The sequence below is a fragment of the Streptomyces sp. NPDC096176 genome, assembly GCF_044763255.1.
In the GTDB taxonomy this organism is placed as follows: Bacteria; Actinomycetota; Actinomycetes; order Streptomycetales; family Streptomycetaceae; genus Streptomyces.
This window is the reverse complement of record NZ_JBIWFV010000024.1, coordinates 1-26,683: the sequence shown is the minus strand read 5'-3', so window position 1 is coordinate 26,683 and position 26,683 is coordinate 1. Positions and strand designations below refer to the sequence as shown.

Genomic DNA, 26,683 nt, shown 5'->3' with positions numbered 1-26,683 from the left:
GCCAAGCCATTCGGTACGCCATATATGAGGTCTGCTGCTTCCCTCGTCGATCGCCGCAGTCTTCCCCGTTCCAGGAGCAGGGATACGGCGTCTGCGTGGGCGCGCATCTGCTTCGCGATGTGCAGTGCAACTTCCGAGACGGCGTCCCTGAGGTCCTGGCGTGCGGCATCGGGATCGGGTAGCCAGGTGCGGTCCATGTGGTCATCATGGCCCCGCAAAGCCTGACGCGGCAATGAGCACTGAGTGTCGGCAAACGACCGTCTGCCGACACTTCGGCCCGTGATCACGAACCCGCAGGTGAGCACTGTCGACAACTCGCGTCGGAAATCAACGTCGAGGAACGGTCCGGCCGATAGATTCCGACACATGCTGGGGTATCGCCGAGGTGAGCCCAGAAGCCGCCAATAGTTGATCTTGGAAGCGTCAGTGCTTCCGGCGGGCGGCGGGGTCGCGTTCGGCGACGTGTCGGGCGACGGCGTCGACGCCGGGGCGGGCGTACCGCTCCAGGGAGCGGACGGAGGCATGGCGGGACCGGGCCAGCAGCATCGGGGTGGAGGTGCCGCTCTCCGCGTCGTGCGTGAGCGCCGAGTGCCGCAGCCGGTGCAGGGTCCAGCCGTCCAGGTCCTCGATGTCCTCGGGTGAGGCGAGCGGGTTGGCCAGCAGCCGGGTGTTCTCCTCAAAGATCTCCTCGGCCCGGCGGTAGGAGAGCCGGGCCCGGCCGGTCTCCGGGCACACGTCGAGCGTCGGCGTCCCGGCCGGGGCCTTGCGGTCGGTGAGGAACAGCGGGCCGCGGGTGCGGCGGGCGATCAGTCGGGGCAGGAGCTGGGCGGTGCCGGACTGCCAGTGAATCCACTCCGTCGCCCCACCCTTGGCGGTGATCCTGCCGCGCTTGTCCTGCGGGTACAGGTCTTCCACGTTCAGGCACAGCACCTCATCGGCCCGTGCGGCACTTTCGTAGAGGACCTTCCAGAACGTCTTCTCCCTGAGCCCGACGTCCAGGCGCCACAGGGCGGCGATCTGGTTCTCGGAGAGGGCCTTGGTGCGGTCCGGCGGTGCCGGCCGCCGCTCGATGCCGATTGTCGGGTCGCCGAGGATCCAGCCCTGGCGCTGCCACCAGCCGATTGCCTTGCGGCCGACGGACAGTTCCCGGTTGACGGTGTCGGCGTCCATCTCGTCCGCCCGCGCCGCCGCCAGCTCGGCCAGAACCTCCGGCAGCGCAGGGTCGTCGATGGCGGCGACGGGGAAGACGGGCGGCTTCGCGCCCCGGCGAGCGGGACCGGTGGGCGCCGCTTCGCCGGCGAGCATCCACCCCCACGTCGTCAGCGAGATCCGGTAGATCCGCGCGGAGGACTTGGCGATGCCCGCGCCGGTGAGGTACCGCTCGACCGCCGCGGTGTACGACGAGGGCGGAGCGGACAGGGGCACCACCCGGGCGCGCGGCAGCCGGAGAGCGCCCCCACTCCCGAGTTCGGTCGCTGGCGATCGTCACACCCGTCCCGCCCCCTGCCCTGCCGCAGTAAATGCGTACACCTCACCTCGGCGGCCGGAACGTCCCGCCGCAGGTCGCGAAGATCGCGGTAGAGGCTCCGCCGCAGTAAATCCGGCATTTACTGCGGCAAGCGGCATTTCCTGAGGGGGAAAAGAGCCTTGGCCCTTCGTCTGAATGAACTGCCCCGCTGCTCTGTGCCACTTCTGTCACGGTCTATCAGTCCCGCGTATCCGTCATGGGTGGCTCTGAGCACACTTCAGGTATGGCTCGAAGGCGCTGGATGGGGCTGGCCCTACTGATCTCTGGGCTGTCTGCGTTGATCATGTGCGGATGGGCGATCGTACAGTTGGCGAGAGGTGGCCTAGATGCGGGCGACACCTCCTCGATCGTGGCAATGGTGCTCGGGGCGGTTGGTCTCCCGGTCGCGCTGGCTGGCGTGAAGGCTGCCTGGCCGCAGCCGGACGACGCGCTCGAACTCGCCGAGAAGGCGGCTGGAACGCTGGCGGGAACGGTTCGTAAGGCCGAAGGGCGGCAGTTGCGTGCTCTGGTTGGGGCTGACGAAGAACGGCTGACCCTTACCTTCACCCGTCGTCCCTACGGCAGGGTCCGTGGTGAAGGTCCGGAACGCGGACAGCTGGAAGGGAACGGTCCTTCGGCGGGCCCCGACTACCCAGACATCGCCACCTACTACCAGTCATGCACGAAGCCTCGCCTCGTCATCACGGGCGTTCCTGGCGCTGGTAAGACGGTGCTGTCAGTGGTTTTGGTGAGGGAACTCATCAAGCGGCGCAAGCCGGGTGAACCCGTGCCCGTGCGGGTCTCACTGGCCGAATGGGATACCAAGGTCCCGTTTGAGAAGCTCCTGATCGACCATGTGATCAAGGCTGGTATTTCCGAGGAACGTGCGATCTGGATCGTGGAGCATCAGCTTGTACTTCCGGTCCTGGATGGCCTGGATGAAATGGACCCGGGCCGCACTGATGGGGACGGAAATCCTGTGCGTGGCCCGGATGGGCGGCAACTGCCGGACCCCCGGGCACCTCGTGCCTTGGCCGCATTGAAGGTCCTCAACGAATACGGGTCCGTGGTGGCTGAGCAACCCCTGATTCTGATGTGCCGCACCGACCACTACAACAGCCTGCCCGTGGCTGAGCGTCTGCGTCATGCAGTCGGCATCGACATCGATCCCATCAGCTATGCACAGATCCAGGACCACCTCACTGTGCTATTCGAGGACGACCCGCGTTGGCGAGCTTTTCTCGACGCCCTGCCGGCGAGATGGTCTCATCCGCAGTACGGTGCTGTGCTGCGGGAGACCCTGACCACACCTTGGTGGCTGTTCTTGGCCAAAACGGTCTACAACAGGAACGGCGAGCCTTCGGAGCTCTTCACGTGCGCCACGACACAGGCTCTAAGGGACCGCCTTCTGGCCCTGTTCATCCCGGCTGTCGTGGACTCGGGAGCAACGCGGTATGACGCCGAGAAAGTGAGGCGCTGGCTCAGCACGATCGCCTGCCATCTGCAGGGCGGCCCCGTTGAGCGCGTCGATATCCACCAGCATCAGCTGTGGCCGATCGCTGGCGTGCACCGAGTGCGCTACCTGGACGCCGCGGCGGCTGGCCTCCTCTTCGCGCTTCTCCTGCTACCCGTTCCCCTCCTTACTGAAAGTCCAAGCCCGGAACTGATCGGTTTAATCGGCCTTTTCGCTGTGCTGGTGGTATGGGAAGTGGCTAGGCAGGCAGGTGACTTCCCTCCCTGTGTGCCCTGGGGGCGGGTGTTCTCCGAAGCAACCCTGTCGCTTCTGATCACGGGACTACCCCCTGCCTTCGTCCTTGCCGCGCTGGCTGGCCTCGTCTCCCTTCCTGCGGCCTGGCTGTTCTCCGGAATCGGATGGGATTGGTTCGTCACCTTTATTCCGGCCGTAACTGTTTTCTGCTCGGTACGGATGGGGACCATGATTCTCAATGGGTCCGGTATCGGCCAGGCGTTTGGCAGCATGTATCCGACCGACGTGAATACGGCGGTGAGGTGGCGCTACGTATTCCGGGGCGATCTCCTCATCGGGTGCTTGATGTTCATCGCCGCCGGGATTTCCACGATGACCGCATGGTGGGTGATGTCGTTTTCTAATACGCTTACGCTTACCTCGGTGCCCGGCCTCGACATCGCTGCCGTGGGTCTGCTGGCCGTATCTGCGCGCTGGGTGATGATGTTCGGCGGCGGTCGAAGGCACTTGGTCTTCCTGCTGTGTCTCCAGGGCCAACTTCCCCGAAGGCTCGGGCGGTTCCTCAAGTGGTCACACCAGGTCGGCCTGCTCCGCACGTCCGGCGGTGCCTACCAGTTTCGCCATCGCGAGTTCCAGCAGTGGCTGGCAGCCGGATCCCCGGCCGGAGGCGGAATCACCTGAACCGCACGTAACTCTCGCCATCCAGGTACAGGTAGCCATCGTGTCCGATACTCCACTGGAACGTGAGCGGCGCTCCCCCTGCCGGGTACATCGTCAACTGGCTTCCGCTGACCGTGAAGCGTCCGGTAATGCGCTGGCCGAGGATGTCCTGGCTGAACGAACCGTCCTCACGGAAGCTGTAGACGGAAGACTCGAAGCCATCGGAACTGCCGCCGCTCCAGTCGCCGATCAGCGCAGCCGGGATGGCCGGCCCTTGATCGTCAGAACCTCCACCGCCCGACGCAGCGACCCCGCCCGAGTTCCCGCCTGTCCCGCCTCCACCGCAGCCGCCAACAGCGAGCAGGAAGCAAAGCACTGCGGCCGGTACCGCCATGCATCGCGCTACGTTCACCAGGCCTCCAAGTGCCGCGAGATATTGTGCGCCTCAGCCTCCCCCAAGCAGGGATGAATCAAAGTGAAATGGTCATTAATGCATATAATATGATCGAATCTGATTGAACGGTGGCAATAGCCCCGCACGTGCCCGGGATCCCGAACCCCGACCGGCACGCCACGGCCTGCTTCGCTGCGGCCGTGGCCCACCTTCGCGAGGACCTCCAGCGCAACGATCCCAGTACCGCCCGCGAACTCTCCGGCACCTGGGACGAGCTGTCCGATCTCGTCGTCTGCGTCGAGCCCGGACTGATGTGCGCGCTCACGCTGTCCGGGTGTGCCGACCTGATGCGCGTCCCCGTCGAGACCGCGATTGATGGGGCGGAGGGCATCCTGTACGTCCGGTCCACCTCGGCGCTCGCACGTTTCTCCCACGCTGGCCGGACTCTTGCAGGTCGCTTCCGCGCCCGACGGCGTGAAGTGGCGCACGCATGGGTCGCAGCCTGGGAACGAGCCGAGTCCGGTCTGACCGCGATCGACATCACCCGGGCAGAGGACCGCATCAGCGCCCTCAACGAGGCCGCCGACGCGGAAGCGGAGCAACGACTGGCCGCCTTCCGCGAGGAGACCCTCGCGCGCCACACGACGGAACGGAGCGGCGCGGCCGGGAAAACCAGACCAGCACGCCTGGTCAACGTCCAAGATCGCCTCCCTGCCCCGGCACCCACAGCGATCGAGCAGCGACGGCTCGTCGGCCCCGCTGAACTGCGCCCGGTACTCACGGACCCCGCAGAGGCCTCGCAGAAGCAACAGTCACGATCCGGAGCCGCTGCCCCTTCCGGTGGCCCGAGCCGTCCCGTGCTGTCCCGTCCGAGCCCGAGTTCGGCGGTACCCCGACAGCGGAGCGGTGCGAAGGGCTTCACCCCGCTGGAGCAGGAGGCCGTCGCTATCGACCTCGTCCGGGCGGCCTTGGCATGGGACTCCGAGGAGTTGCTGGACCTGCGGGCCCAGCGCGGCCTCGGGGCGGACGCCATTGACGAGTTGAGCCGCTTCTACGAGGTGAAGTCTTTCCTGGAAACGGAGGAGGATTCCCTCTCCTTGACCCCGCACGAGTACGAGCGGGCCGCCTCCGAGCGGGACTTCTTCCTCGTGGTGGTCTCCGGCCTGCAGCATGGAACGGACACGCCGCCGACCGTACGGATCATCCTGGACCCGCTGCGGCAGCTGACGGCCCGCCCCAGTGGAACCGTCATCCTCTCCGGAATCCGGAAGTGCCAGAGCCTGACGATCCCATTCGAACGCGGAGACTGAGGCGGGAAGCTGCACGCTGCAAGGATGCCGGGGGTCGGCACCTACACCAGACCCTTGAGCGCTGCGAGTTGTACCCAACAACCAGGACCCTCCGGTCGTTGGGTACGCCCGTTCCAGGGACCCGATCCAAAGGCCTTTACCAGCTGCCAGTGGCCTGCTGCTACGCCATTGAGTAATCCGCTGCAAAGCCAGCTTGACTGTCACTGCGGCGGCGAGAGAGCGGCTCCGCAGTGCCTTCTTCGGCAGCCAGTCTGCGTGCAGCTTCCAGGGAACCTCGGTGGCGGCTGCGCAGCCGTCGGCGTCGTAGCTGCTGCACATGAAGGTGGCGCCAAGCCGCTTGGGCGCTGCGCAAGTTGCCCGACAGCGGTCGGCCTCAAGAATCACGGCACGGCCCGGACTCTGATCGCGGCCTACTCAGCGGACTACGGACAGGTTCCGTCTCGGAGCATAGGCGTCCTGCTGGCCGCCGCCGGTGAAGGTCGTGAGGGTAAGCCCGAACAGGAGTCTGTTCATCTCCTCACCGGAAAGCCCTACCTCCGCCGCGACGCTTGAAGGCCGGACGTGCTTCGTACGCAGTGCGGTGAAGACCTTCGTCAGCACCTGCGACGTTTCTCGCTGCCCCATGCCCTCCGGCTCGTCGGATCGGTACCCCAATCGGCTCAGTTCCGCGCATGTGGAGCGGTATTGCCAGTCGGTGAGCAGGCCCAGATCGTGCAAGCGGTAGGTCAAGGCCATGGCCGAGACGTTCCAGATCCGCTTGCCGCGGATGATCTGGTCAACGTGCGCGCCCGAGGGCATGTGGCCCAGGACGCTCGCCTTAGGCATCAAGAACGCGGACGCGAACTCATTGGCCTGTCGTTCGGCCTCGGGTCCTGAGCAGGCATGCTCGCTGCCGTGCATCACGAGATGCCCGAGTTCGTGAGCCGCGTCAAAGCGCCCTCGTTCGGCCGACTTGAGCGTGTTGAGGAACACGAAGGGCACGCCGTCACGCCACACCGCGAACGCGTCGACCTCGGCGTGATCAGGGTCCAGTGAGAACACACGCACCCCGTGGGCCTCCAGAAGGTGGACCAAGTTGGGTGCCGGCGCCTCGCCCAGCCCCCACCGGGCCCGGACCATACCGGCGGCCGTCTCCGGGTCGGGCTTGCCCAGCGAGGGGACGTCCACAGCTGGAAGACGGAACCTTTCGTCGATCCAGTCGTAGAGCATTGCGCCAAGCGTTCCGGCTGCCCGGGCAGCATCCAGTATCCGCGACGAGGTCTTGCTGCGTGCCCGCCAGGAGATCCCTTCGAGGGGAAGCTCATCCAGCGCCGGCCCTTCGAAAAAGCCGGTGGGAAAGTCCAGCGCAGAGGCGATCTTGCCCAAGGTGTCCGGACGCGGAGCAGTGCGGCCTGTCTCGTAGTTGGACAGGCTCTGCAGCGATACCCCGGCCCGGTCCGACAGCTCGGCGAGGGTCAGGCCCCTGCGCTTGCGGGCCAATGTGATACGGGACGGGGTGACCATGTGGGGCTGCCTCAACTATTGGTGGTGCAACGGTGGGGCGACCGAGTCCGCCGCCCCACCAACGGGCCTCAGCGGAAATCGACAGGGATGTCGATCTCTCCAGGCCCATCATCGTTCAAAGGTTCGATTCCGTCCATCGTGAGCGCAGGAAGCGGAATCCGCCTTCCCCATTCGACCACGAAGCCATCCTCGAACCTCTGAGGCCGAGACAGCTCGCAGTCGATCCGTACCGCGTCCCCTGTCTCCTTGCGGTAGGACAGCAGGAACCAAGTCTTCAGCGCACAGGCTTCCTCCTCGCTCAACGCCACACCATTAGGTCCAGCGCCGGCCACGAACAGCGCTGTCTGCACGTGCGAGGCGCTTTCGCCTGCGTTGGTGCGAGTAACCTGCCCCGTGGCAGAACCGCGACGGCGCGCGTTCTTCGGGAACAGGCTTGCCAGCCCGGTGGCCGCATCGCCGACCATCACGCCGATCGCGATCGAACGATCGGCGTTGCAGACCAGCTCCAAGCGGCCGTGTACAAGCCGCGCCCACTTCTCGTGCTCGATGTGCAGCTCGCGCAGGGTCCGCACATGCGCCTCGTAGGCCCGTCGACCAGCCGTTCCCGTCGGATCGTTAGGGACGGCGGTTCGCCTTGCCGCCTCGCCCGCACGCAGTACGTCGTGCAGGAACTCCAACCTGGTCCCCATGCTTCCCAACTGAGCCCGCAGATCATCGGGTTCAGAGGGTGGCGTTACGAGGGACAGGGTCAAGGGGACCTCCGAGAGTCGACTGCAACTTATAAAGACTTTACCTCAAATGAGGCCCCGCATTTATAAGAGCGCCGAGGCGTCAGGTCGCCCTCATGGAGCGCTGGTCGCCCACACGCCGCAGTGCCGTCGAGATGGCTTGCGCGTCGGCCAGACGCCCAAAGGGCGCGCCAGCGTTGCAAGAAGAGACCCGCACTCGACATGCCGGGGAAGGGAGGGCGCGGCATGGTTCCGGCCGGGGGCGGAGATCCACCGTGGCGCACTGTCGTCCGTCGGCTGACAAGGGAGCTCAGGGCTGCGCTGCTCCGGGCGCCGCCGGTGCCGGATCAAGACCAGGATGAACAATTCGACATGGGCAACTCGCCGCGCCGCTCGAGGGAACCCACCCACGTTCACATCCCCTTCACAGGGCCTGGCATCATCCTCTCGTGCTGAGAGCGACTAACACCACGTGGGGCGGAGAAGCGCCGTACAGCTCTCTCGCCAAGGTCGTACGGCAGTTGGCGAGGGTACAGGATGCGCCTCGCGCGAAGGCCCATGCCTGCAACACGACCGTCCGTGCTGCCCTTCTGGAATGCGTGCGCGGCCACGACGAGGCCTTCAGCCTGAACCTTCGCGTCGCCCCCGTGCGGCAGGGGCCTGCAGGTGTGGCCGCGTATCTGCTGCATGAATCGGACCGGTTGAGCCAGCTGACGTTGAGCATGCCGCGAACACGCGGCCTCCGCCTCCATGACGAGGCCGCATGGACCTCTTTGGTGTTTCTACGCCACACGGCGCAGGAGGTTTCCCGCATCTGCCGTCGCAGCACGCCGGACCCTCACCTTGGCGGGCGCCTGACCCTTTTCGATCGATTGCCGCGCCAAGCACTGCATGGTCTTGCCCCTGTCGCCGTCTCGATGTCTCACGTGCACTCCGCCCCGGCGCGCTGGGCGAGGCTGCACAGGGCAGAGGAATCAGGGCTGCTCACGGACGCCGAGCAGGCGGTCATCGACTCGCAGACTTCCGGCCATGAACTGCGATGGTTCATACAGGACACAAAGACCAAGCGTCGATGGACCGCACCACTTTGGCCGGCCCTCATGCGATCAGAGGAAGTACTTGCCGCACCGAGCTGGGACACGGAACCGCCTCTAACCGAACAGAAAGCTGTGATCGACGCTCTGGAAGCAGAGGCGGCGCACACGGCCGATGTTGACGTTGCTGAGCTTGCCCTTCTTCGCTCACGCATGAAGGCCAACGACGCCGCAGCCCTCACAGCGAAAGAGCAGCGGGCCTTGCGGCTCGCCGCAGTGAAGCTGCAACGGCGTGCCACGACCATCGCTCGGCAGAACCCCGAAAACCGGCCGGCCACCTTGCTGGACACCTACATCACCATCGCCCGCGAGGCGTCCGACCGCTTCACTGCAGACACCGCAGTCAGCATCCTCGATGCCTGCGACGAGGCACGGGAATCACTTGCCCAGCGGGCGGCTGCGCGCGCTGCCTCCCAAGACATACGCGGCAGGCTCCCCGACGGAAAACTCCAACCCATGTGCGAGATCGACTATCTAGGGCATGTACGTGAGCAGGTTCGCCTGGCGCTAGGCCCGATCGAGCACGTGGTGCAGAGCAAGAGGATCGTAGTAATCAATGCGTCCACGGCGGCCGACACCGCGCTGTGTCGCCTAAACGAGGCATTCGGCGGGACCTGTGTGCCAACGGCCACAGCCCTGGGCGCGGCTATCAGAATTCCGCCTCCGAGCCAGTTCGGCGTCAGGCGGCTACGAGCACGCACCTGTGACTGCGGGCGGCATACCACCGGACCGATGACGCATGAGGACGCACTGTGACCGTTCCGTTCCTCCAACGCCTGAATAGGTACCTGGCAGATGCGGCACACACGGCCTGGTTCCAGCGACGTTGCCCGCAGTGCGACTCGCTTCTGACCCCCTCGCGCGAAGATGACTACTGCAGCGACTCCTGCCGCCCTCGAAACCTCGTCGTCCCGGCGTTCATCACGAGGACGCCCGCATCCAGAATCAACAGCTTTCGGTGGACCTCCGCCTCCAGGGCCCTGCCAGGAGCACGATTCGAGGACGTGGATCCCCTCGACGTCATCGAGACTGCCAACTGGCACTGTGAGTTGTGCGGCGAAGCCATCCCCCAAGACGTCGACCGCTACGACCCACAGGCAGCCACTGTGGACCATCACATGCCGCTGGCTCTTGGTGGCCACCATGTGCGCAGCAACATGCGGGCGGCACACCGGCGCTGTAATACAAGCAAAAATGCAACGCATCCCGCCGACCTTTAGCAGTAGCGGAGGCACTGCAAGTCCTGACAACGCAGAGCTCCTGATCCCACGCGCGCGGAACCGGCGGCCGAGGCCAACGGGATCCTGCCCGATCGCGCGGATGCGGCGTGTCGTCCGGTACGAGGCCTGCCCGGCGAGCGCCCGGCCGCCCGTGCGCGCCGCTCTGCTCCGTCAGCCGCAGGGCCCGGGAATGGGTGATGCCCCACGCCCGCGGGTTCGTTGCGGGGGTGGGGCATCATGATGCCGGGCCGGGCCGGGCCGGACCGGGGCCGGCAGACGGGAGTGGGTCAGGCGCCGCGCAGGCGCAGGGACTTGCGGGCGATGTCGTACGCCATGGTCGCGATGGACAGCGCGACGAGGGAGTACACGTAGACGGGTTCGGTGGGCGCGTGCCCGGAGGCGATGGCTCCGGCAAGCGCGCTGCTGCCGGTGACCGCGGTGGCGCCGGTGAGGCTGACGCGGCGGGGGACTGGCACGGACAGGGTGATCCGCCGCTGGATGGGACCGGTGCCGTCAGGCTGCTCGCCGGGCGTGGTCTTGTTGCGGGCGGACGTGTTCTGCGGGTCCTGCGACGGCATGGTGCTGCTCCTCGGCGAGGGGTTGGGCACGCCGGTCGGCGCGCCTCACTGTGAGGTGCGCCGACCGGCGATGCGCGTTACACCTCCTTCCGATCCCCGGCGTGCCGGTGGTCGTCGAGCTGCTCGCCCAGGTACATCTGCACACCTCGGGCCAGGGTGTGCCGCGCTCGCACGACAGCCCGTCGCAGCGCCCGCCGGCCCAGGAGGGCTACGACACACGCGCACGCGCCGATGGCGCGCACGATGTCCGGTGTGGTGCCTCTGAAGACGGCCAGGCCGAGCGCGACGATTCCGAGGGTCATGAGCGTCAGCTGCAGGACGGCGCCGAGCATTCGCAGCCGGTTGATGGTGCGAGACACCGCGGCGGGGTAGTCAAGGGCGCGGCGGACCCGGCGGATGGCGCGCCGTCCGCCCGGTCGGCGCGGCTGTCGTCGGCCGCGTGGTGCCGGCGCCGACTCGTCGCCGGTTCGTGCGCCGGTCTTCGTCTCGGTGCTTGTCCCGGGCGTCGGGCGCGGGTCGGCGGGGGTGCCGGGAAAGCCGGGGAGGCCGAGTTCACGCCGCAGCGCCTCGCCGTCGCGGACGATCCGTGCGACGAGTTCCTCGCGTTCCTCCTCGGTCTCCTCGTCGCCGAGCGGCGCCCACGCCTCCTCGTCCTCTTCCTCGGCGAAGCGGAGCTCCTCGACGTGGTGGCTGGGAAGTTCGTTCTCTTCACCACTGATGTGCACGTACGCGAAGACGTCAGGAGTGTCCACCCAGGCCTGCTCGCTGAACAGCGCGCGCTCGCCGATGAAGGCAGGGGTGTCCGGCTGGTCCGTCGAGTACAGGTCGTCCACCCAGGCCTGCCCGTTGAACAGCGCGCGGTCGCCGGTGCTGCTGCCGGTCCGGATGTTGCCGATGGTGATGTCGCCGGCGCCGAAGTGGAGGCCGTGGTCGGTGGCGGCCGGGTCGGTCGGGTGGTCCGGGTGCTGCGGTTCGTCGCTCACTTCTCTCCCTCCTCCTCGCTGGTCTTGATGGCCTGGGCCCGTGCGCGGGCGCGGTGGGTGCGGACGCGTTCGGCGCCTTCGGTGGTGCCGTGCAGTTCGGCGCGTTCCTGCACGGTGAGTCCGTCGTCGACGTGCTGGAGGCTTGCGCGGTAGTTGGGGGCGAGCCGCGGGTGGGTGAGCAGGTGCTGCAGCTCGTCCAGGGTGGCGCGGTCCGCGGCGGCCTGGTGCGGGATCTCCGTGGCGGCCGTGACCGCGATCTCGCCGCCGACGATTTCGATGTCGGGGTCCGAGCGCAGCGCCTTCTGCGGCAGCGTCCGCCGGCGCTTCTCGCCCTCGTAGTAGCCGGGGATCATGCGGCGCACGATGCCCTTGAAGAATCCCCACTGGCGCTTCGCCTCCCAGTCCCACAGGGCGGGCCACTTGAGCCAGAGCACGAGCAGGGCGTTCTGGACCAGATCCTCGGCCTGGGCGAGGGGCAGTCCGGCCCTGAGGCAGAACCCGATGGCCCGGCGTCTGACGTCGTGGTCGCGCACGAGGGTGACGAACGCGGCGACCGCCTCCGGTGGCACGCCCGGTGGCGGGGACGGCGCCTGTTCACGGCCGCGTTCCTCCTCACGGTCCGGGGGTTGTTCGCTGTGCCTGGTCACGTGCACCTGCTTCCTGCTGCGGTTATGGGCCCGCACTTGCTCGACCGGCCCCCCGGGGCGCCACGGGCGCCCCCTGTCACAAACAAGTGCCGCGAACCTCCCGCCCCGTTACACCGTGCGGCAGAAGAATCCGACAAACCACGGCTGCGTCGCCGCGCCGGTACCGCTATCGGCGGACGGCGGCTGCGCGGCCGGGGCGGGAGCCGATTGGTCCGATACATGGCAGCACCGGGCCGTGATGCGGCACGCCCGGGCCCTGCTGGACGCGGCCACAGCATGCACGGCCCCGCGAATTCGCGGTCGCACTCGGGGGATCGGGCAGCCGGGTGCCGCACCGCTGACCGGCGGCCGCTGACCGGCGGCCGCGGAGCACCGGCCGCGGTTACTGGCCCCGGCGTCGCTCTGGCCGGAGCGCCGTGTTCCCGCCGCGCCCCGGACGGCCCGACGCGGTACCGGGTGCTGCCGCGCTGGGGGGCTGCGGGCGGCTGCCCGAAGTGTGAGGCGGTTTCAGCGCCGGTCCGTTCCGCTGTGCGGGTTCCGCGCTGCTGGTCGGGGTGGAGTTGCGGACGATGAAAGGTAGGAGGGACATTGCGGCGTGCGTCTTGCCTCCGCCCACGCTGACGGTGTGCACAGCGGTGTGGGGTGGAGGATTGCCCGTAGAGCCCTGCTCCGCTGTAATGCGGGGGCCGGGCGTCGGGCCCGGCTGTGCGGTGACGGCGGCGGGGGGAGGGTCCGAGCGGCCAAAGCGCTTGGCCTCCATGACCTCGGTCATCCGGCCGTCGATGCGGATGAAGTCGACGCCGGTGTCGTACGGGGCGGGGCGGCCCTCCTGCGGGAGAAGGAGCATCCGGTCGTGCAGGTTGGTGGGCGGAGGTGCGCCGTTGCGGGCGGCGAGCATGGCGGCGGCGTCGCGGATGGCGTGGTCGACGACGTCCTTGGCGGCGTCGGTGGGCAGCGCCGCCAGCAGCCGCTGCAGGGGCTCGGCGACCCGGCGCGCGCGGGCGCCGTTCAGCAGCCGGCGCTCGATGGCAGCGGTGGCCTCAGGGCTGCGCATGGTGTGGGACTGGGCACGGTCCCACGCCTGGCGCCAGGGGTTCAGCCGGGGGCCGGTGATGCCGCAGCCGCGCAGGAACGCTTCGCACTGGCGCCAGTCGGTGGGCCGGCGGGCCTTACGGCAGGTAATGCGCCAGGCGGTGGTCATCGGCAGCAGGGAGCTTCCGGCGGTGCCTTCGATCCCGGCGCGTTCCTGCAGGACGCGCAGCGGTGGTGCGCCGGCCTCCTCGTAGGCGGCGGCCAGCGCCGCACTCAGGTCGGCGGGGGTTCGGATGTTCTCCACCGCCGGGGCATGGAGGCTGGCGAGCCTGCCGCGCTGCTCAGCCCTGGCCGCCCGCCACGCCGCCATGAGGACCTGCTCGGTGAAGGCGTCGGCGTCGCAGCCTCGCAGGAACGTGGTGACTGTCGCCTCCTGCGGCACGTCGATGCCGCCAGCGGCGCGCTTGAGGGTGGTCGCGGACACGCTCATCCTGGCGGTTCGGGCGGCGAGGGCGGCGTAGGTCAGTCCGGCCGACTCGCGCAGGGCGGTGAGCAGGGAGGCGAGTACGGCACGGTGGGTGTGCGGGGTGCGTGACACTGGTGCGCCCTTATCGTCCGTCGGCGGCGTCGAGGCCCGGGCCCTGCATGTTCCCGCCGGGGCTGGGGTCGGCCGCAGCCCCGGCGAGCGCGCCGAGGAGTCGGCGGGTGCCGCTGGCCGCGGTGATGGTCGCGGCGCCGATGGCGCCGCAGCCGGCGAGGAGCAGCAAGGTGTCGTTGACGGGAATGCCGGCCACGGCGACGAGCATGGCGCCCAGGACGGGGAAGAGGCAGATGCCGGCGATCTGCGCGGCGCCGAGCGCCGGCCGGGCCCCGCGGGACGGGGAAGCGTGGCCGGGCGCGCCGGGGTGAGACGGGGACATGGGACGTTCTCCTGACGATGAGGCTGGCCCGGCGCGGGATGCACCGGGCCGACGAGTGCTACTGGCCGCAAATCCGTGCACATGGGCGGCAGTTGACGCTGCCGCGCTCCGGTGCCCAGCAGGATGGCACGCCCCGGCACCCGCTCGCCTGCACAGTGCGTCCCTTATGTCCTCCGCGGTCCGCGGGTGTTCCACTACCTACTCTTTGAGCTGCGGACCCCCGTTCTTCGTGCTTGCCGTTGCTGGCCGCCGCTGCCGCGCGCCCGGGCGGCAACTGGTCGTCGGCCGTGGTCCACGTGTGTTCCAACCGGCCTTGCCAGCTCGATGCCGAAGAAGTGATGATGCGCCGCACCGATTCCCAGGTCCCCTGACCCGCTACTGGCCGCAAACCGAGCACGGCAGGGACTCGCCAGGCGTGTTGACGCGCGCCTGCACCGCCGGCCCCGGCGTCACCACACCCGGAGCAGACCGGTATCCGTCTGCCTGCCTGCAGCCGCCTCACGTGCTCCGGCGCAACGTTGGGGCCGCACCTGGAAGAGATCGCCGCGCACCCCGGCGTCTCGATCTCGACGCTCAAGCGCACCGCTCAGCCCGGCCGAGCGCTGACCAAGCTCAGCATCGTCCTGGCGTTCGTCGGCGCCTGTGGCGGCACCCACCACCCAGGAGACCGAGGTGCCCAGAGGCGCGAGGCCAGTGGAACCTTCCGCATCAGCGCGCGCCGGTTCACCAGCCGGGCCCAGTAGATCCCCGACCGCGCCGATCTCCAGGGCGCGCTCGTCGAGATGTACGAATGGGCGAATAGCCCGTCCACCCGGCAGATGCACGACCGGGCGGGCGACTTCGGGGTCCTCGCCCACAGCCAGGCCCACCGCATCATCCGCGGGAAGACCCTTCCCGCCAGCCGCCGCCAGTTCATCGGCTACCTCAAGGCCTGCGAGATCACCGACAACCTCCAGGCCCCGTGGCTGCGCGCGTGGGACAAGGTCATGGCCGACGGCCCGCAGGCCAAGGTACCGAGACCGTCTCCGACTTCGTCCAGGGCAAGCACGCCCGCCCTGACAACGACGCCGACCGTCCGGCGATCATGGGCCGACGCCTGGCCCGCATCTGGGGCACCATGTCGGTTCCCGAACAGCGCGCGGCACTGCGCGCCTTCGCCCGGAGCCTTTCGGGCCAGACCGCGATCGAGATCCAGCTCGTCGAGGCACGCGAGGACGGCTCCAGCACCGTGTAGTCCCCGGCGTACCGAGCGGGGCGTACCGGACGGCAACCGCCCGGCTGCGTTGGTGTCTGCAGCCGGTCGGCCAGGGCGGTGCGGAGGTGCGGGAGGGGTGCTGCGGCCGCGGGGTCTGACGCCCGGGCCGGTCCCTTCGCCGGGTGCCGAGTCTGCAGATTCTGGCCCTGCGGGGGCGGGGGGTGTCTACGGTGCTGCGATGAGCGACGAGATGCCGCCGCCCGGCGTGGACGAACTGCCAGAGGTCGACGAGGTGTTGGCCGAGTCCCTGGTCGCGCAGGGCGCGAAGGGGAAGCGGGCACTGGGCCTGCTGCGGGACGCGCGCCGGGTCCTGGCCGGAAGTTTTCTGGAGCGGCCAGCGGAGGTCGCGGAGTCGTGCCTGCGGGGCGCGGCGGACGCTGTGCTGAGTCTGCCGGGCGCTGCGGATCCCCGGGGCCTGAAGGCCGCGACCGCCGCGCTCCTTGACGCGGTGGACGCCCTCCCCGACCCGCTCACGGCGCCGGCCGCCGGTGAGCACGTCGCCAGCGGCGGGCCCCGCCGCACCCGGGCCGGTGCCGGAGGGCGGGGCGCTGCCCCCGGCCGCGCCGGCACCGCAGGCGGAGAGGTGGTGGGGGTGTGGGAGGCGGCACAGGCGCTGCGCGGGCAGCTGGCGAGCCCGGGGGGCTTTCACCGGGCTCGGGCGGCGGGGATCGCCGAGCGGCTGACGGGCGCTGTGATGGGCAGCGCGCAGGCGCGGGCGCTGGACGAGTGGGGAGAGATGTACAACGCGGCGTCGGGGACCCTGCATGGCGGCGCGGCCGACAGGGGGCGGGCGGCAGCGCTCTACCGGCGGATCCTCACCGCCGCCCGGGAGTTGCTGGTGCCGCTGCCTGCCCGCGCGGCGCGCGTCCTCGAGCTCGCCGCGCTGACGGCCCCGGGGGAGAAGGAGGCGCGGGAGCTGGCCGGCTGGGTGGACCCGCGCGCCGAGGCGTTCTTCTTCCGCTCCGGCCCGGCCGCGGCCTGGCTGGACGTCCTTCAGGAGCACGCCCCACACCTGCTGCAGGTCGACGAGGTGACCGGCTTCTGGCCGGCCGCCCCGTTCTTCATCCGCCTGGCAGCCACCGCCCCGGAGTCGGCCATGCCCTGGCTGGCATCCCACGCCGTCCAACTCGCCGCCGCCGGGCAGCATGCGGTGAAGGTGCTGCTCCACCTGGCCATCGAGGGCACGCTCGGCGCTGCGGAGGTCCGGCTGCTGCTCCCGTACGTCCTGGCGCCGGCGCGCGCCGGGGAGGTGGCCGAGGAGGCGGGCTTCTCGCGCCGGATGGCGGCCCGGTGGGCGGGCACGCTCGACGTCGCGGCGCGCGACGGGGACTGGGTGCTGGTCGCCGAGGCGCTGCTGAAGGACGTGGTGGACGTCGAGTACGCCGCCTTCCGGGCTATGAGGGCGGTCAATGCGCGCCACGGCACCGGCGGGCGGGCCCCGGCCGGCCCGGGCCGCCGGGTGTCCGCCGCCGATCTGGAGGCGGCGCAGGCGCTGAAGCAAGGGTTCGCCGCGCGCCTGCCCGACCACGACATCGCAGGCCTGCTGCGGGAACTGGTGGCGACCGTCCACCGCACGGCCGGCGGACCGTTCCGCTGGGCCCGCGCGATCCGGGGCGCGCTCGCGGGCCTGCTGCGCCACGACCTCGACGCGGGACCTGCGGCGGTCTGGTCATCCGTCGTCGACCTGGACGAGGAGCGGCTACGCGAGGGCCCACTGGAATCACCCCTGGCGGGCCCGTTCCTGGCCCGCGCGGTGCTCGAACTCGCCGCGGCGGACGCCGCAGCCGGCGTCGTGCTGGCCGAGCGGACGCGCGCCTGGCCGCGGATCGCCGCCGTGCACCCGGTCCTGCACGACCGGCTGCTCGCCGCGCACCTGACGGCCCACCCGCCCGCCGCCCACACCGATTCCCCGGGCGCAGGGAAGTGGTGGGACCGGGCTATCGAGGCGACCGTGCGCCTGCTGGCCGTCCCGCCGCCGCCGGAAGGCGCCCGACTGGCCGCCCTGGTGCTGCGCACCTGCCCTGGCGAGCGGGCTGCAGACCTGCACCAGCGGGCACGCGCGGCCCTCGGCCCGGCTCCCTCGGCCGCCGAGGTCGACCGGGCCCTGCCCGCCGACCTTGACCAGGCCGGCACCGCCGACCACTTCGACGCCGGCGCGGAGCAGCTCGCCTCCTGGCTGCGGGTGTGGGCCTGGTCCCCGGTCCTACCCGCACAGATGCTTGCCGACTTCACGCCGCTGCTTGACGCGCTGCGCCAGCAGAAGCCGGCCGGCCCGCCCGACCCGCGGACCACCGCCCGGCCCGGCCGGGACGGGAACGCCGTCGCACTGGAGACCGAGGCCGTGCGGGAGCTCGCGGCCACGGCCGGCCCGCTCGCGGCTGCCGCCGCGCTCGCCGAGGCCCCGGACGCCGGCGCCGACGGCTACGCCCGCGTGCTGAACCGCGTCGTGGGCGCCGACTCGGCCGGCTGGACCGCCGACGTACCCGGGGTGCTCGCCGCCCTGGCCCGGCCGGAGCTCCGCGCGTTCTACCTCGACGCGGTCGCCGGCACCGCGCGCCGCCCCGGTGCCCTCCCGGCAGGCCCGGCCCCGGCCGCCCTCGCCGCCCTCACCCTGCGCCGCGCCCTGCCCGCCCCCGCGGCCGGCGACCAGCCGTCCCGAGCGGTGCAGTTCGCCGACCGGGCGCTGGCCGACCTGCTGCACGTCGTGTGGCGCACCGGCGCCGACCTGGCTGGCGACCTGCCGGGCGCCCTGGACCAGCTGTACGGCCTTGCCGAACATCTCACCCGCCCCGCCGGCGACGGGGCGGACGAGCAGGAGCTGGTCGTCCGCCCGCCGAAGTCCGACCCGGCGGTGCGCGCGCTGGACTGCCTGCTCGACTACGCCGCTAGCCTCGCCGCCATGGACGGTCAGATGCCAGCCGACGTCCTGCACCTGCTCTCCGGCGTCCTGGTCGCCCGCCCAGGCGACGACGCCGTCGCCACCGTGATCGGGGAGCACCTGCCGGTTCTGCACCGCCGGGCGACCGCGTACGCCGACGCACACTCCGAGCTGTACGCCCTCACCCCCGGCCGGCTGACGCCGGCGGTGGCGTGGATGCGCGACGGCCGCCTCGACCCACAGCTGCTCGCCGCCCTGGACCGCGGCCAGCTCTTGGCCGCCCTGCGCGAGAAGGACGGGCTCAACGTGTCCTTCCGGGTGGTGGACGCGCTGCTGAACGGTCACCCCGGCCTGCTGGGCGACCCCGCAGCCGCCTGGCGCGAGGTGGCCGCCGGCCCGGGCGGCGATGTGGCCGCCGAGCGCCTGCTCGCGACGTTCGCCATCTCCATGCAGTGGCTCCGGGCCCCATCTGCGGAACTGGCCCCCGGCCGCTCCGCCGCGGACACGGCCACCGAGTGGTGGACGGCCGCGCTCGAGGCCGGCCTGCCGCCCGGTGCGCTCGCCGGCGCCGGCCACTTCAGCCACACGCTCACCGACGAGGTGTGGTTGCCCCTGGCCCGGCGCAGCGCCGAGCACACCCCGCACCAGATCGGCGCCGGCGACGTTGCCGCACGCGCCGCCGCCCACCCAAACAATCCCGACGCCCTGCTCCTGCTCGCGCACCTGCTCGCCCCGTCCCCTGCTGGCCCATGGCCCGCCCCCGAGGTCCGCCGCAACGCCCGAACCCTGCTCCAAGCCGCCCTCGCGCTGCCCGCAGCCGCCCGCCCCACCGACGCGGCCGGGGAACTGCGCCGTGCTCTGATCGACGCTGGCGAGATCGACGCGGCCAGGATCTGACCACGGGCTCGGACACAGCCGCCGTCCAGCCGCCACCCTGCCCGCGGGTGTCATCCCGCGACTGCGCGGCGCCGCCCCCGGCGGCGGTGCGCGGGGCGGGCCACGGGGCAGGGTGGCGAGCGTCGCTCCGTCCCGGTCCCCGTGACCGCCCCGCGCGGCCGGCCGTTGATCCGTTTGTCGGGCGTACCACCCGAGGGGCGCCCGACACCCCCACCACGGGCCCCGGAGCGTGTGCACTAGGCGCTGCGTGCCCGAGCCTGCAGAGCTCGACCTTGCCGCCGTTGGCGTTGCCCGGCTCCTGCGGGCGCAGCGCGACTTGAGGGACCCGAACCTCTGATGTGCATCAATTCGTCTACGGCTGGTGAGTTCGAGGGCAGAGCATGACCTTATGCCGATCGCTGCCCGCTTAGCTGCTCCTATGCGTGCTCACTGGAAGCGCGCTGTTCTACCCTTCGGTTTCGCCGCTGCCCTGTGGAGCAACTCCGCCTACGAGAAGACCAACAGGTCCCTGTTCATGGTGGCCTTTCTCGTTGCCTTGGCCGCGACGCTCTGGTCCGCCCGTCAGTGGCGGGGTGCCACAGACAGATGGAACGGGCGGAAGGTACCCCGGCACGCCTGGGCCCGCCTCAGTGCCGCCTTTGCGACACCCGCGTGGCAAGCGCGTAGGGAGGAGGCGAAGGTTTTTACGTGGGGCCTTATGGCGTTCTACGTCTTCATGTACCCGCTCAAGCTCGCCGACCGGATCGTGGCTGCACCGGCTCAGGTCAATGCCCATGCAGGTGACGCGCAGATCATGCTCACGATCTGCTTCGTCTTCCCCCTCGTTGCCCGATGGCTTGAACCGCAGAACAAGCAGCTCGATCGTCTCGATGGACGCATCCTGAGGGCCATGGCCAGCAGGACGCTGGCGAACTTCAACGGCGCGTGTGGCGCTGCTGCCTTTCTATACGCGCATCTCTACGCAGTGTCGACTGACTACCTCAAGATCATTCCTGCTCTGGCCATCACCATCAGCATTGCAGCGGTCGTAGCTACACAGAAGATGTGGTCCCGCTACCGCAAGCTGTGCACGCTCACTCACCAAGACACCCAGGCCCTAATTCGCGTGCTCGAGCAGTCTTCAGACGGCGAGGGGCGGACTGCTGTTCTGGAGGCATGGGATGCGCTGGAGCGGGACGTGCGCACCAAAGTGGACACCGGCTTCGCGTTCGGTGTGCGACTGGTACCGAAACACGTGTCCACCGCGCTCGCCGAGGCCGTAGACACGATCGTCCGCGCTGCGCCAGACGCTGAGAAGGAACGAGCGCAAGCGCTGGTCGACCTCAAGGCCATCCGCGACATGTGCGCCGCTCGCATCGATGTCACCGCATAGGCGGGCCTCTCGGCAACCTATGTCAGACGTCGTTCTCCTGCCGCATTACCGTTGCCGCCGGGACCCACCACAGCAAACCGGCCTTGATGTTGCGCGCGCCCTGCCTCGTCGCGGGTCCAGCCCGTAGCAGTGGCCCTTGCTACGTGGGGATTGGTCGAGGTCGACGAAGGTGTTGGCCAGCACACGGTTGAAGGGGGCAGCGAGGGAGCGGGCCTACGTCGACCGGCTGCCCGACGCCACCGTCGGCGCCCCGCACAGCCGGGGCGCCGACGGCCGCGGTGGGGCCGGGGCCCGCCCGTACGCCCGGTGTTCAGGTGATCGGGTCGCTGAGGGCGGCAGCTTGTTCCAGGCCGGGTGATTCCGGCTCGCCGGATCGTTTCGGTGGTGGTGACCCAGCAGTCCGGAGGGCGTGCACACCCCGTTGGCAGGTATCCCCGCAGGCGCGGGCCCGGGCGAGGACTGCGCGCAGGTCTTCGCAGGCAGCCCGCGCGGCCTGGACGGTCTCGGACTGCCGCGCTTCCTCCTCCAGAGCGGCGACCTCCGCCTCAGACGATCCTGTGGCTCGGTATCTGCCCTTCTTCTCATAGGCGCGGGCTCAGCTGCTCGAGTGCGGCAGCGAGAACATCGTCGGCCTCGGAAAGAACCGAGCTTTCACGGAGGCTGGCAATCCGGGTCGACAGCGACTCGACCAGCTGGGCAAGGTCGGCGTCCCGGTGGCGCGCTTCAACCAGCGCCACTTCAAGTTCGCGGTGCGCGTGAGCGAGCTCCTGGTCCAGATACTCCCTTTCGCGAAGATCGGCCCGCCCGAGATTCCTCTCGACCGACTCGAGGAGTTGCAGGAGCTCGACCCGGTCTTTCTGTAGGGCGTTCCACTGAGCCGTAAGTTCCCGTTCGCGCTTTCGCTGAGCAGGTTTCACCGCTCGCAGAGCACGCCATGCCGCACGCTTGACCGGGTTGCGCTGCCCGCGCAGTTGGTCCAGTTCGTCGGTGAGTACCTCCAGTTGCAGGCTCAGTACCCCGCCTGCAGACGAGAGCGAGCGTAGACGCTCCTCGTAGGTGTCTGACCGGAGGCCCGGGACACGAATACGGTGCTTGCGCGCAATGTCTTCAGCGCGCTCGATGTCAGACCCTGCCTGGAACCACGCAGGCCTGACCCGACTGTCCTGCTCCTGCCGTCTCAGGGCTTCTCGCAGGTGGCTCTCTCGTTCCTCGGCTGCGGCAAGGGCGCGTAATGCCTCATCACGCTCGTCGATTGCCCTGTACAGGGACGCCAGCAGCGGGATCTTCCGCTCCAGAGCGGGGTAGTACGCGTCCCATAAGGCCTTCTGGCTCTCAGGGCTGGGGGGACTGGGCAGGTGCTCTACGGCGATGTCGAGGAGATGCTGTACCACGTCGCGGGTGGGCATCCGGTCCCCGGCCATCTCCTTCTGCAGCGTTGTCTTGGAGACGCCTGACACATCACGCAGCCGGCCATCGGTCCCTGCATGGCCTCTTCCCGCCACACGGAGCGCGAGCTCATCAGCCATCCGCTGGATCGACCACGCATTCCAGCGCAACGTGCGCAGAGGGTCCAGCAGCACCTCCCGCCAGATGCGGAGCCAAGCCTGGATCTCGGGCGGCAGGTTCTTGCTCACAGGCTTCATAGGCCGGCCGGCCCGACCTGGTCGCTCCTGGCCCGACATGCCTTCAGCGGCCCCTTTCATTGATTCCCCCCGGGAACCGCCAACGGCCCCGCTTCCGCGCCAATCGGGCCGCCCGTGAGGCTTGCGGGACGACGCCGACCAGCTCGGCCTATGACAGGAGACCACCATGCTCGAATCCTGGCGCCCAGCGCACAAGAACCCTGAATCTTCACCGCAACCCTCCCCCCGGACGGCGCGTCCCCGCATGCTCGCAGGAGCTGGTTTCGGCAGCCTCGTCGTGCTCACGGCGGCCCTGAACGGCGCTCCCGGCTGGGCAGTTGTGACGATCCTCCTCGGCAGCCTGGTCGTCGTCCTGGCACAGTCCGCCCTGCACGTGCTCATTCCGCAGGAATCCGGCGACCGCCTGACATGGTGGATCAACCGGCGAGACCAGCGCTTCCAACGGCGTCGTGCACTGCGCTGCCGGCCCGGCCCCGAGGAACCGCCCCCCTGCCGCGAGGCCGCCGGCCCGTGTTCCGCAGACTGGTGCCAAAGGCACGGCAGCAGTGGCCGCGCTGGCTGAGCATCATCGCGCGCCCACATGCGCACAGCGGTGTCGAACCGGATCCGCCCGGCACGCTAAAGGCGCGTACCCGGCTGTCGACAGCCAGCCCGGCACTGTCAGTGGTGGCTGCTCGTAGCGTCGAAGAGGGCCCCGACACCCCGGCGCCCACCCTGAGGCAAGGGAGCAGACGATGGGACGGAGCACTATCGACCGCGCCGCCCTCGGGCGGCTCGTGCCGGACGCCCGACGCACGTACGGCACGTCGTATCAGCAGGCGTCCAACGAGCTCGCCACCACTCACCACGGCCGCCCGACGACGGAGATCCTCCCCGTGTTGCGCCAGGCCGCCGACCGTGCCCTGCTCGGCTTTACCGCGGCAGATCCGCAGGAAACCGGCCACCGCGATCAGCACCGCGGAGCCCTACGAACTACGCGTGACCCTCACCTGACCGTGCCAAGCGCCTGCCGACGGCCACATGGGCGTCACGGCCGTCGATCAACTCCTCGAGCCCGCATGCGCCGCCGACCAGGATCACGTGCTGCGGCCGGTCCCGGCACACGCACCCCGGGTGTCAGGTGGCGTGTGCGCACGCCGCGTCCGTCCGCCTGGACGGTGCGCACCGGCGGGGCACCGGTCGGCTGCCCGGCCGTCGTGGGACGCCCTGCCGCCCACAGTGCCGTTCTGCGGCCGGGGCGGCCCGTGGTGCGGATGGGCGCGAGGAGGTGTGGCTCGCCGCCCGGGCACCTACGAAAGAGGGAGGAGGTCAGCGGGCCCTGGTCGAGTCTGAGGTGGTGGGTCCCGGCGGCCACATCGTCGTGGCGCGCCGGGCGCCGCGGTGCTGTCCTCGTGCCGGCGTTCGTCGGGTGCTGCGTGGTCGCGGGGGTGGTCGTGCAGTCGGGGCTTCTCGAGCAGCATGTACGTCCGGAAGTCCGTCCGTGTGTTCGCGCGGATGCCGGTGGTGTCAGTGATCTGACCCGCCAAAGTCGTGTGTCCGAGGGCCGTGGTATCGGTCTGGCGGGTGGCCGGTGTGCCCTCGGGAACGTCGTCGAGGACGGCGTCGCTGGGTGCGGAGGAGGTGGTGTGGAGGGTGGTCTCGCGTGCGCGGCTTCGAACTGCACGGTGGAGGCGCCCGTGTGACGCTGGCTCAGCGGACCGGGCTTTGAGCTGGGGAAACACAAAGGGCCCTGCCGGTGCGGCGGGACCCTCGGTGACGTGTGCCATCGGGCCCTGGGAGGGGGCCAACCCTCCCAGGCAAGCCCGATGATGCTGAAGTCCGGGCGGATTCAGGGCCCATGTCCAACGCGACAATGAAACAATGTCTACCAGTGAGTAATGCCGTAAAAAGCTGCCTCGGCCCTGTGGCGAGGCCCTTGAGCCGTACTTCTACGGCATCAGGCGGCCCGAAACACGCGTTCCATTGTGGCGTCCATCACATCCGTAAGGATCGGGCAGCTGACGGCCCGTTACCTCTCGTGATCAAGCGATTCCCCTACGCATAAGGCTAGTTGGGCGACGTCCGCCGATGTCGGTACAGTCTTCCGTTACCGGTCGCTGGAGACCTCCCCTCGAGGGGGCGTGACCTTCGGTCGGTGCTGTTGTCCGAAGGATTCAAAGTTGGCGGTCTCCGGTCTCGTGCCGGGCTCGGCCGAACGCCCCCTAGCCAGGGGCGGGAAGCCGAGCAGTCGACCGCCCCATCCCTCCACGAGGGGCCCGGGGCGGAGCGGCAGGTCGCCCCTACCCTCAGGGGTCCCGACAATGTCCATCGCTGTACTCGTGATCATCGCGGCGCTGTTCGTGATCGTCTTCGCGACCGCCTGCTTCACGATCTTCCACCTCAAGGCGACGCCCGTGCGCATCGCCGCCGTCATCCTCGCGCTCGTCGCGCTCGTCGGGGCCCTGGTCCCCGTCGTCCGCCTCCTCACCGAACAGCCGCAGGCCCAGCCCGCCCCGCCTGCCGGCGCGCTCCACGCCCCCGGCGCCAACGGGCTGTCCGGGGAGGGAATCTGACATGGGCTTCACCGATCAGTTCGAACCCCCGCGCCCCCGTCGCAGCAGCGTCGAAGTCCGTCTCAGCCAGTACTTCCGGGCCAAGGGCGCCGGCACCGACGCCGCCGTCGCGCTGGCCGGCGGCAGCATCCTGCACCGCCATTCCAGCGACACCGCGATGACCGACCGCAGCTACCTCGAGATCATCGTCTCCGGCGTCGCGGCCGAGGGCGGCCGCCTGTGGGGGCCCGAGCGCTGGCTCGGCGACCTCGACATGTTCCGCGAGAGCGCGACCAAGACGGTTATGCGCCCCCACACCGAGTTCCTCTGCACGACTCGGACCATCCGCATCTCCCGCGAGGTCCTGCGCAGTTGGGCGATGCGGGATCTCACCGTCCAGCGCATGATCAACCAGGCGCTCACCTACCAGCTGAGGGTCCACGACATCGTCTACGGCCTCGACTCCCGCCCGACGACCGCCCGCGTCGCACAACTCATCCACTACCTCAGCCATCAGGCACCCGACCTCGACGACGCCCGCCTGGTGCCCTTCGGCGCCGGCCAGCTCCACGGCCCCACCCAGAAAGACCTCGCCCTCGCCCTCGGCATCAGCCTCGCCTCGGTCGAGAAGAGCATGCGCTACCTGCGCGACATTAAGGTGCTCTCCTCCTCGGGCAGCGGCCGCGCCAACCGCGTCTACAGCATTCTCGACCCCGACATGCTCCACTCCATCGCCAACGGAGCACTGCCGAGCGCCGTGTAGCAGTATCAGCACCACCGCGGGGCCCGGGACACCTTCCCGGGCCCCGCGCCCGCTCACGGCCAGAACGGCGCGGCCGCAGAAGAGCTCCTTGCCGCCGCGCTTTGAAGCGCGGCCGGATACGGCCGCAGTAACGCCGGCCCGTCAGCCTGTGTCTGTTCCCCAGGAGAACACCACCATCGCGAGTGTTCCCCGGGGAACAGTCTGTGCGCCAAGGCCCCGCGGTCGGCGTCGCCAGCACCTGAATGTCCCCGCTGCTTCCCGTCAGTGGCGTCGTCCGGACGGGTAGCGCTGTGCCGGATCGCTGGCCCCCGGCCGCTTCTTCCCTGCCGGCACGGCACGCCCCCCGAAGGCCGCCGCCGACTTGCCCTCGCGAGCGCAACACCCCGCGTCGCTCGCATTGCTGATCGCCGCATGGGACGCGATGTAAGGTCACCTGCCCACCGCGCCGAGCTGGTCCCGCTCGCCACCATCCAGGAGCACTCGCCGTTTCCCGCCTCACCGCCGACGGGCTCCGTCAGGAGGCCATAACCCTGGCTCGCATCGAGGGCGACACCCGTTTGAGTGGGTGCCGCCACCCGTCGTGCTCGCCAATCCGCCGCTCGTCACGGAACTGGGAAGCACTTCAAGAAGATGGAGGACGGGGACGAGATCATGCACCTCGAGTACGAGGAGTTCGTAATGAAGAGCACGCCCGGCCCCGTCCGCCAGGACGAGGCAGAACAGGGCCTCCTTCCCTGACAAGGGAAGACACCAACTCAAATCACTGTCCAACGAAGACGTATGACATCAAGGCGTCGCCAGACGCCAGCAGAAGCCCCACAAGTCTCCCGCCAGGGGGACGGGTGCAACTTCAAATCCCTGTTATGCCATCAGGCATAACAACCTCTCACAACACTTGGGCCGTCAGGCCCAACTCAACACAACGTGGGGCCCGCCAGGGCCCCACCCTTACCTCAACCCAATTCCCTGTCATGCCGCCAGGCATGACGTCGCAACAGTTTCCCGCCGTCAGGCGGGAGTTGGGCCGTCAGGCCCAACGCAAGAGCCGTCAGGCTCTCCG

At 69.4% G+C, this 26,683-nt stretch carries 20 protein-coding genes; 10 read left to right on the top strand and 10 right to left on the bottom strand.

Features of this window, described 5'->3' with window-relative positions; translation table 11 throughout:
* Positions 1–423: 423 nt before the first annotated feature.
* Positions 424–1,425: a tyrosine-type recombinase/integrase gene (locus ACIQ7Q_RS34320; protein WP_403871206.1), complete on the bottom strand. Its 1,002-nt coding sequence runs from the start codon at positions 1,423–1,425 to the stop codon at positions 424–426.
* Between the two features lie 326 nt (positions 1,426–1,751).
* Here ACIQ7Q_RS34320 and ACIQ7Q_RS34315 point away from each other — a divergent pair, with 326 nt between their 5' ends.
* A complete protein-coding gene (locus tag ACIQ7Q_RS34315; RefSeq protein WP_403871202.1) occupies positions 1,752–3,896 on the top strand; it encodes an NACHT domain-containing protein in 2,145 nt (714 codons plus the stop codon).
* Here ACIQ7Q_RS34315 and ACIQ7Q_RS34310 read toward each other — a convergent pair.
* Positions 3,889–4,269, bottom strand: a complete 381-nt coding sequence (locus tag ACIQ7Q_RS34310) for a lipocalin family protein (RefSeq protein WP_403871199.1) — start codon at positions 4,267–4,269, stop codon at positions 3,889–3,891. The two genes, ACIQ7Q_RS34315 and ACIQ7Q_RS34310, sit on opposite strands and share 8 nt — an antisense overlap.
* Before the next feature lie 200 nt (positions 4,270–4,469).
* Here ACIQ7Q_RS34310 and ACIQ7Q_RS34305 point away from each other — a divergent pair, with 200 nt between their 5' ends.
* Positions 4,470–5,579 (top strand): hypothetical protein, encoded by a 1,110-nt coding sequence (locus tag ACIQ7Q_RS34305; RefSeq protein ID WP_403871197.1) that lies wholly within the window; start codon positions 4,470–4,472, stop codon positions 5,577–5,579.
* Between the two features lie 414 nt (positions 5,580–5,993).
* Here the strand turns inward: ACIQ7Q_RS34305 and ACIQ7Q_RS34300 are convergent, their stop codons facing one another.
* Positions 5,994–7,082: a helix-turn-helix domain-containing protein gene (locus ACIQ7Q_RS34300; RefSeq protein WP_403871194.1), complete on the bottom strand. Its 1,089-nt coding sequence runs from the start codon at positions 7,080–7,082 to the stop codon at positions 5,994–5,996.
* Positions 7,083–7,150: 68 nt separating this feature from the next.
* Positions 7,151–7,759 (bottom strand): hypothetical protein, encoded by a 609-nt coding sequence (locus tag ACIQ7Q_RS34295; protein WP_403871191.1) that lies wholly within the window; start codon positions 7,757–7,759, stop codon positions 7,151–7,153.
* Between the two features lie 500 nt (positions 7,760–8,259).
* Here ACIQ7Q_RS34295 and ACIQ7Q_RS34290 point away from each other — a divergent pair, with 500 nt between their 5' ends.
* Together ACIQ7Q_RS34290 and ACIQ7Q_RS34285 are read left to right on the top strand one after the other, a co-directional pair.
* On the top strand, positions 8,260–9,660 hold the full coding sequence (locus tag ACIQ7Q_RS34290) for a hypothetical protein (protein ID WP_403871188.1): 1,401 nt from the start codon (positions 8,260–8,262) through the stop codon (positions 9,658–9,660).
* A complete protein-coding gene (locus ACIQ7Q_RS34285) occupies positions 9,657–10,124 on the top strand; it encodes an HNH endonuclease (RefSeq protein WP_403871185.1) in 468 nt (155 codons plus the stop codon). The genes ACIQ7Q_RS34290 and ACIQ7Q_RS34285 overlap by 4 nt, the downstream gene beginning before the upstream one ends.
* Before the next feature lie 287 nt (positions 10,125–10,411).
* On the opposite strand, the gene ACIQ7Q_RS34280 is transcribed toward ACIQ7Q_RS34285, so the two are convergent.
* The 5 genes from ACIQ7Q_RS34280 to ACIQ7Q_RS34260 form a co-directional block, all read right to left on the bottom strand.
* Positions 10,412–10,702: a hypothetical protein gene (locus ACIQ7Q_RS34280; protein WP_403871182.1), complete on the bottom strand. Its 291-nt coding sequence runs from the start codon at positions 10,700–10,702 to the stop codon at positions 10,412–10,414.
* A gap of 77 nt (positions 10,703–10,779) precedes the next feature.
* Positions 10,780–11,685, bottom strand: coding sequence for a hypothetical protein (locus ACIQ7Q_RS34275; RefSeq protein ID WP_403871179.1), 906 nt, complete (start codon positions 11,683–11,685; stop codon positions 10,780–10,782).
* Positions 11,682–12,332: an RNA polymerase sigma factor gene (locus tag ACIQ7Q_RS34270; RefSeq protein ID WP_403871176.1), complete on the bottom strand. Its 651-nt coding sequence runs from the start codon at positions 12,330–12,332 to the stop codon at positions 11,682–11,684. The genes ACIQ7Q_RS34275 and ACIQ7Q_RS34270 overlap by 4 nt, the downstream gene beginning before the upstream one ends.
* Before the next feature lie 382 nt (positions 12,333–12,714).
* Positions 12,715–13,962, bottom strand: a complete 1,248-nt coding sequence (locus tag ACIQ7Q_RS34265; protein ID WP_403871174.1) for a helix-turn-helix domain-containing protein — start codon at positions 13,960–13,962, stop codon at positions 12,715–12,717.
* Positions 13,963–13,972: 10 nt separating this feature from the next.
* Positions 13,973–14,284 (bottom strand): hypothetical protein, encoded by a 312-nt coding sequence (locus ACIQ7Q_RS34260; RefSeq protein WP_403871171.1) that lies wholly within the window; start codon positions 14,282–14,284, stop codon positions 13,973–13,975.
* 518 nt (positions 14,285–14,802) lie between these two features.
* On the opposite strand from ACIQ7Q_RS34260, the gene ACIQ7Q_RS34255 reads away from it, so the two are divergent.
* From ACIQ7Q_RS34255 to ACIQ7Q_RS34240, 4 genes are all read left to right on the top strand, one after another.
* Positions 14,803–15,027, top strand: a complete 225-nt coding sequence (locus tag ACIQ7Q_RS34255; RefSeq protein WP_403871168.1) for a hypothetical protein — start codon at positions 14,803–14,805, stop codon at positions 15,025–15,027.
* Positions 15,028–15,257: 230 nt separating this feature from the next.
* Positions 15,258–15,518 carry a hypothetical protein gene (locus tag ACIQ7Q_RS34250; RefSeq protein WP_403871164.1) on the top strand — a complete coding sequence of 87 codons (261 nt, stop codon included), beginning with the start codon at positions 15,258–15,260 and terminating at the stop codon, positions 15,516–15,518.
* Between the two features lie 199 nt (positions 15,519–15,717).
* The gene (locus ACIQ7Q_RS34245) at positions 15,718–19,314 is read left to right on the top strand and encodes a hypothetical protein (protein WP_403871161.1); all 3,597 of its coding nucleotides are present in this window, start codon (positions 15,718–15,720) and stop codon (positions 19,312–19,314) included.
* A 697-nt stretch (positions 19,315–20,011) separates the two neighbouring features.
* The gene (locus tag ACIQ7Q_RS34240; RefSeq protein ID WP_403871158.1) at positions 20,012–20,686 is read left to right on the top strand and encodes a hypothetical protein; all 675 of its coding nucleotides are present in this window, start codon (positions 20,012–20,014) and stop codon (positions 20,684–20,686) included.
* A gap of 581 nt (positions 20,687–21,267) precedes the next feature.
* On the opposite strand, the gene ACIQ7Q_RS34235 is transcribed toward ACIQ7Q_RS34240, so the two are convergent.
* Positions 21,268–22,320: a hypothetical protein gene (locus ACIQ7Q_RS34235; protein ID WP_403871155.1), complete on the bottom strand. Its 1,053-nt coding sequence runs from the start codon at positions 22,318–22,320 to the stop codon at positions 21,268–21,270.
* A gap of 2,309 nt (positions 22,321–24,629) precedes the next feature.
* On the opposite strand from ACIQ7Q_RS34235, the gene ACIQ7Q_RS34230 reads away from it, so the two are divergent.
* Complete coding sequence (locus ACIQ7Q_RS34230; RefSeq protein WP_403871152.1) at positions 24,630–24,881, top strand: hypothetical protein; 252 nt, start codon at positions 24,630–24,632, stop codon at positions 24,879–24,881.
* A gap of 1 nt (position 24,882) precedes the next feature.
* On the top strand, positions 24,883–25,623 hold the full coding sequence (locus ACIQ7Q_RS34225) for a Crp/Fnr family transcriptional regulator (RefSeq protein WP_403871149.1): 741 nt from the start codon (positions 24,883–24,885) through the stop codon (positions 25,621–25,623).
* Positions 25,624–26,683 lie beyond the last annotated feature (1,060 nt).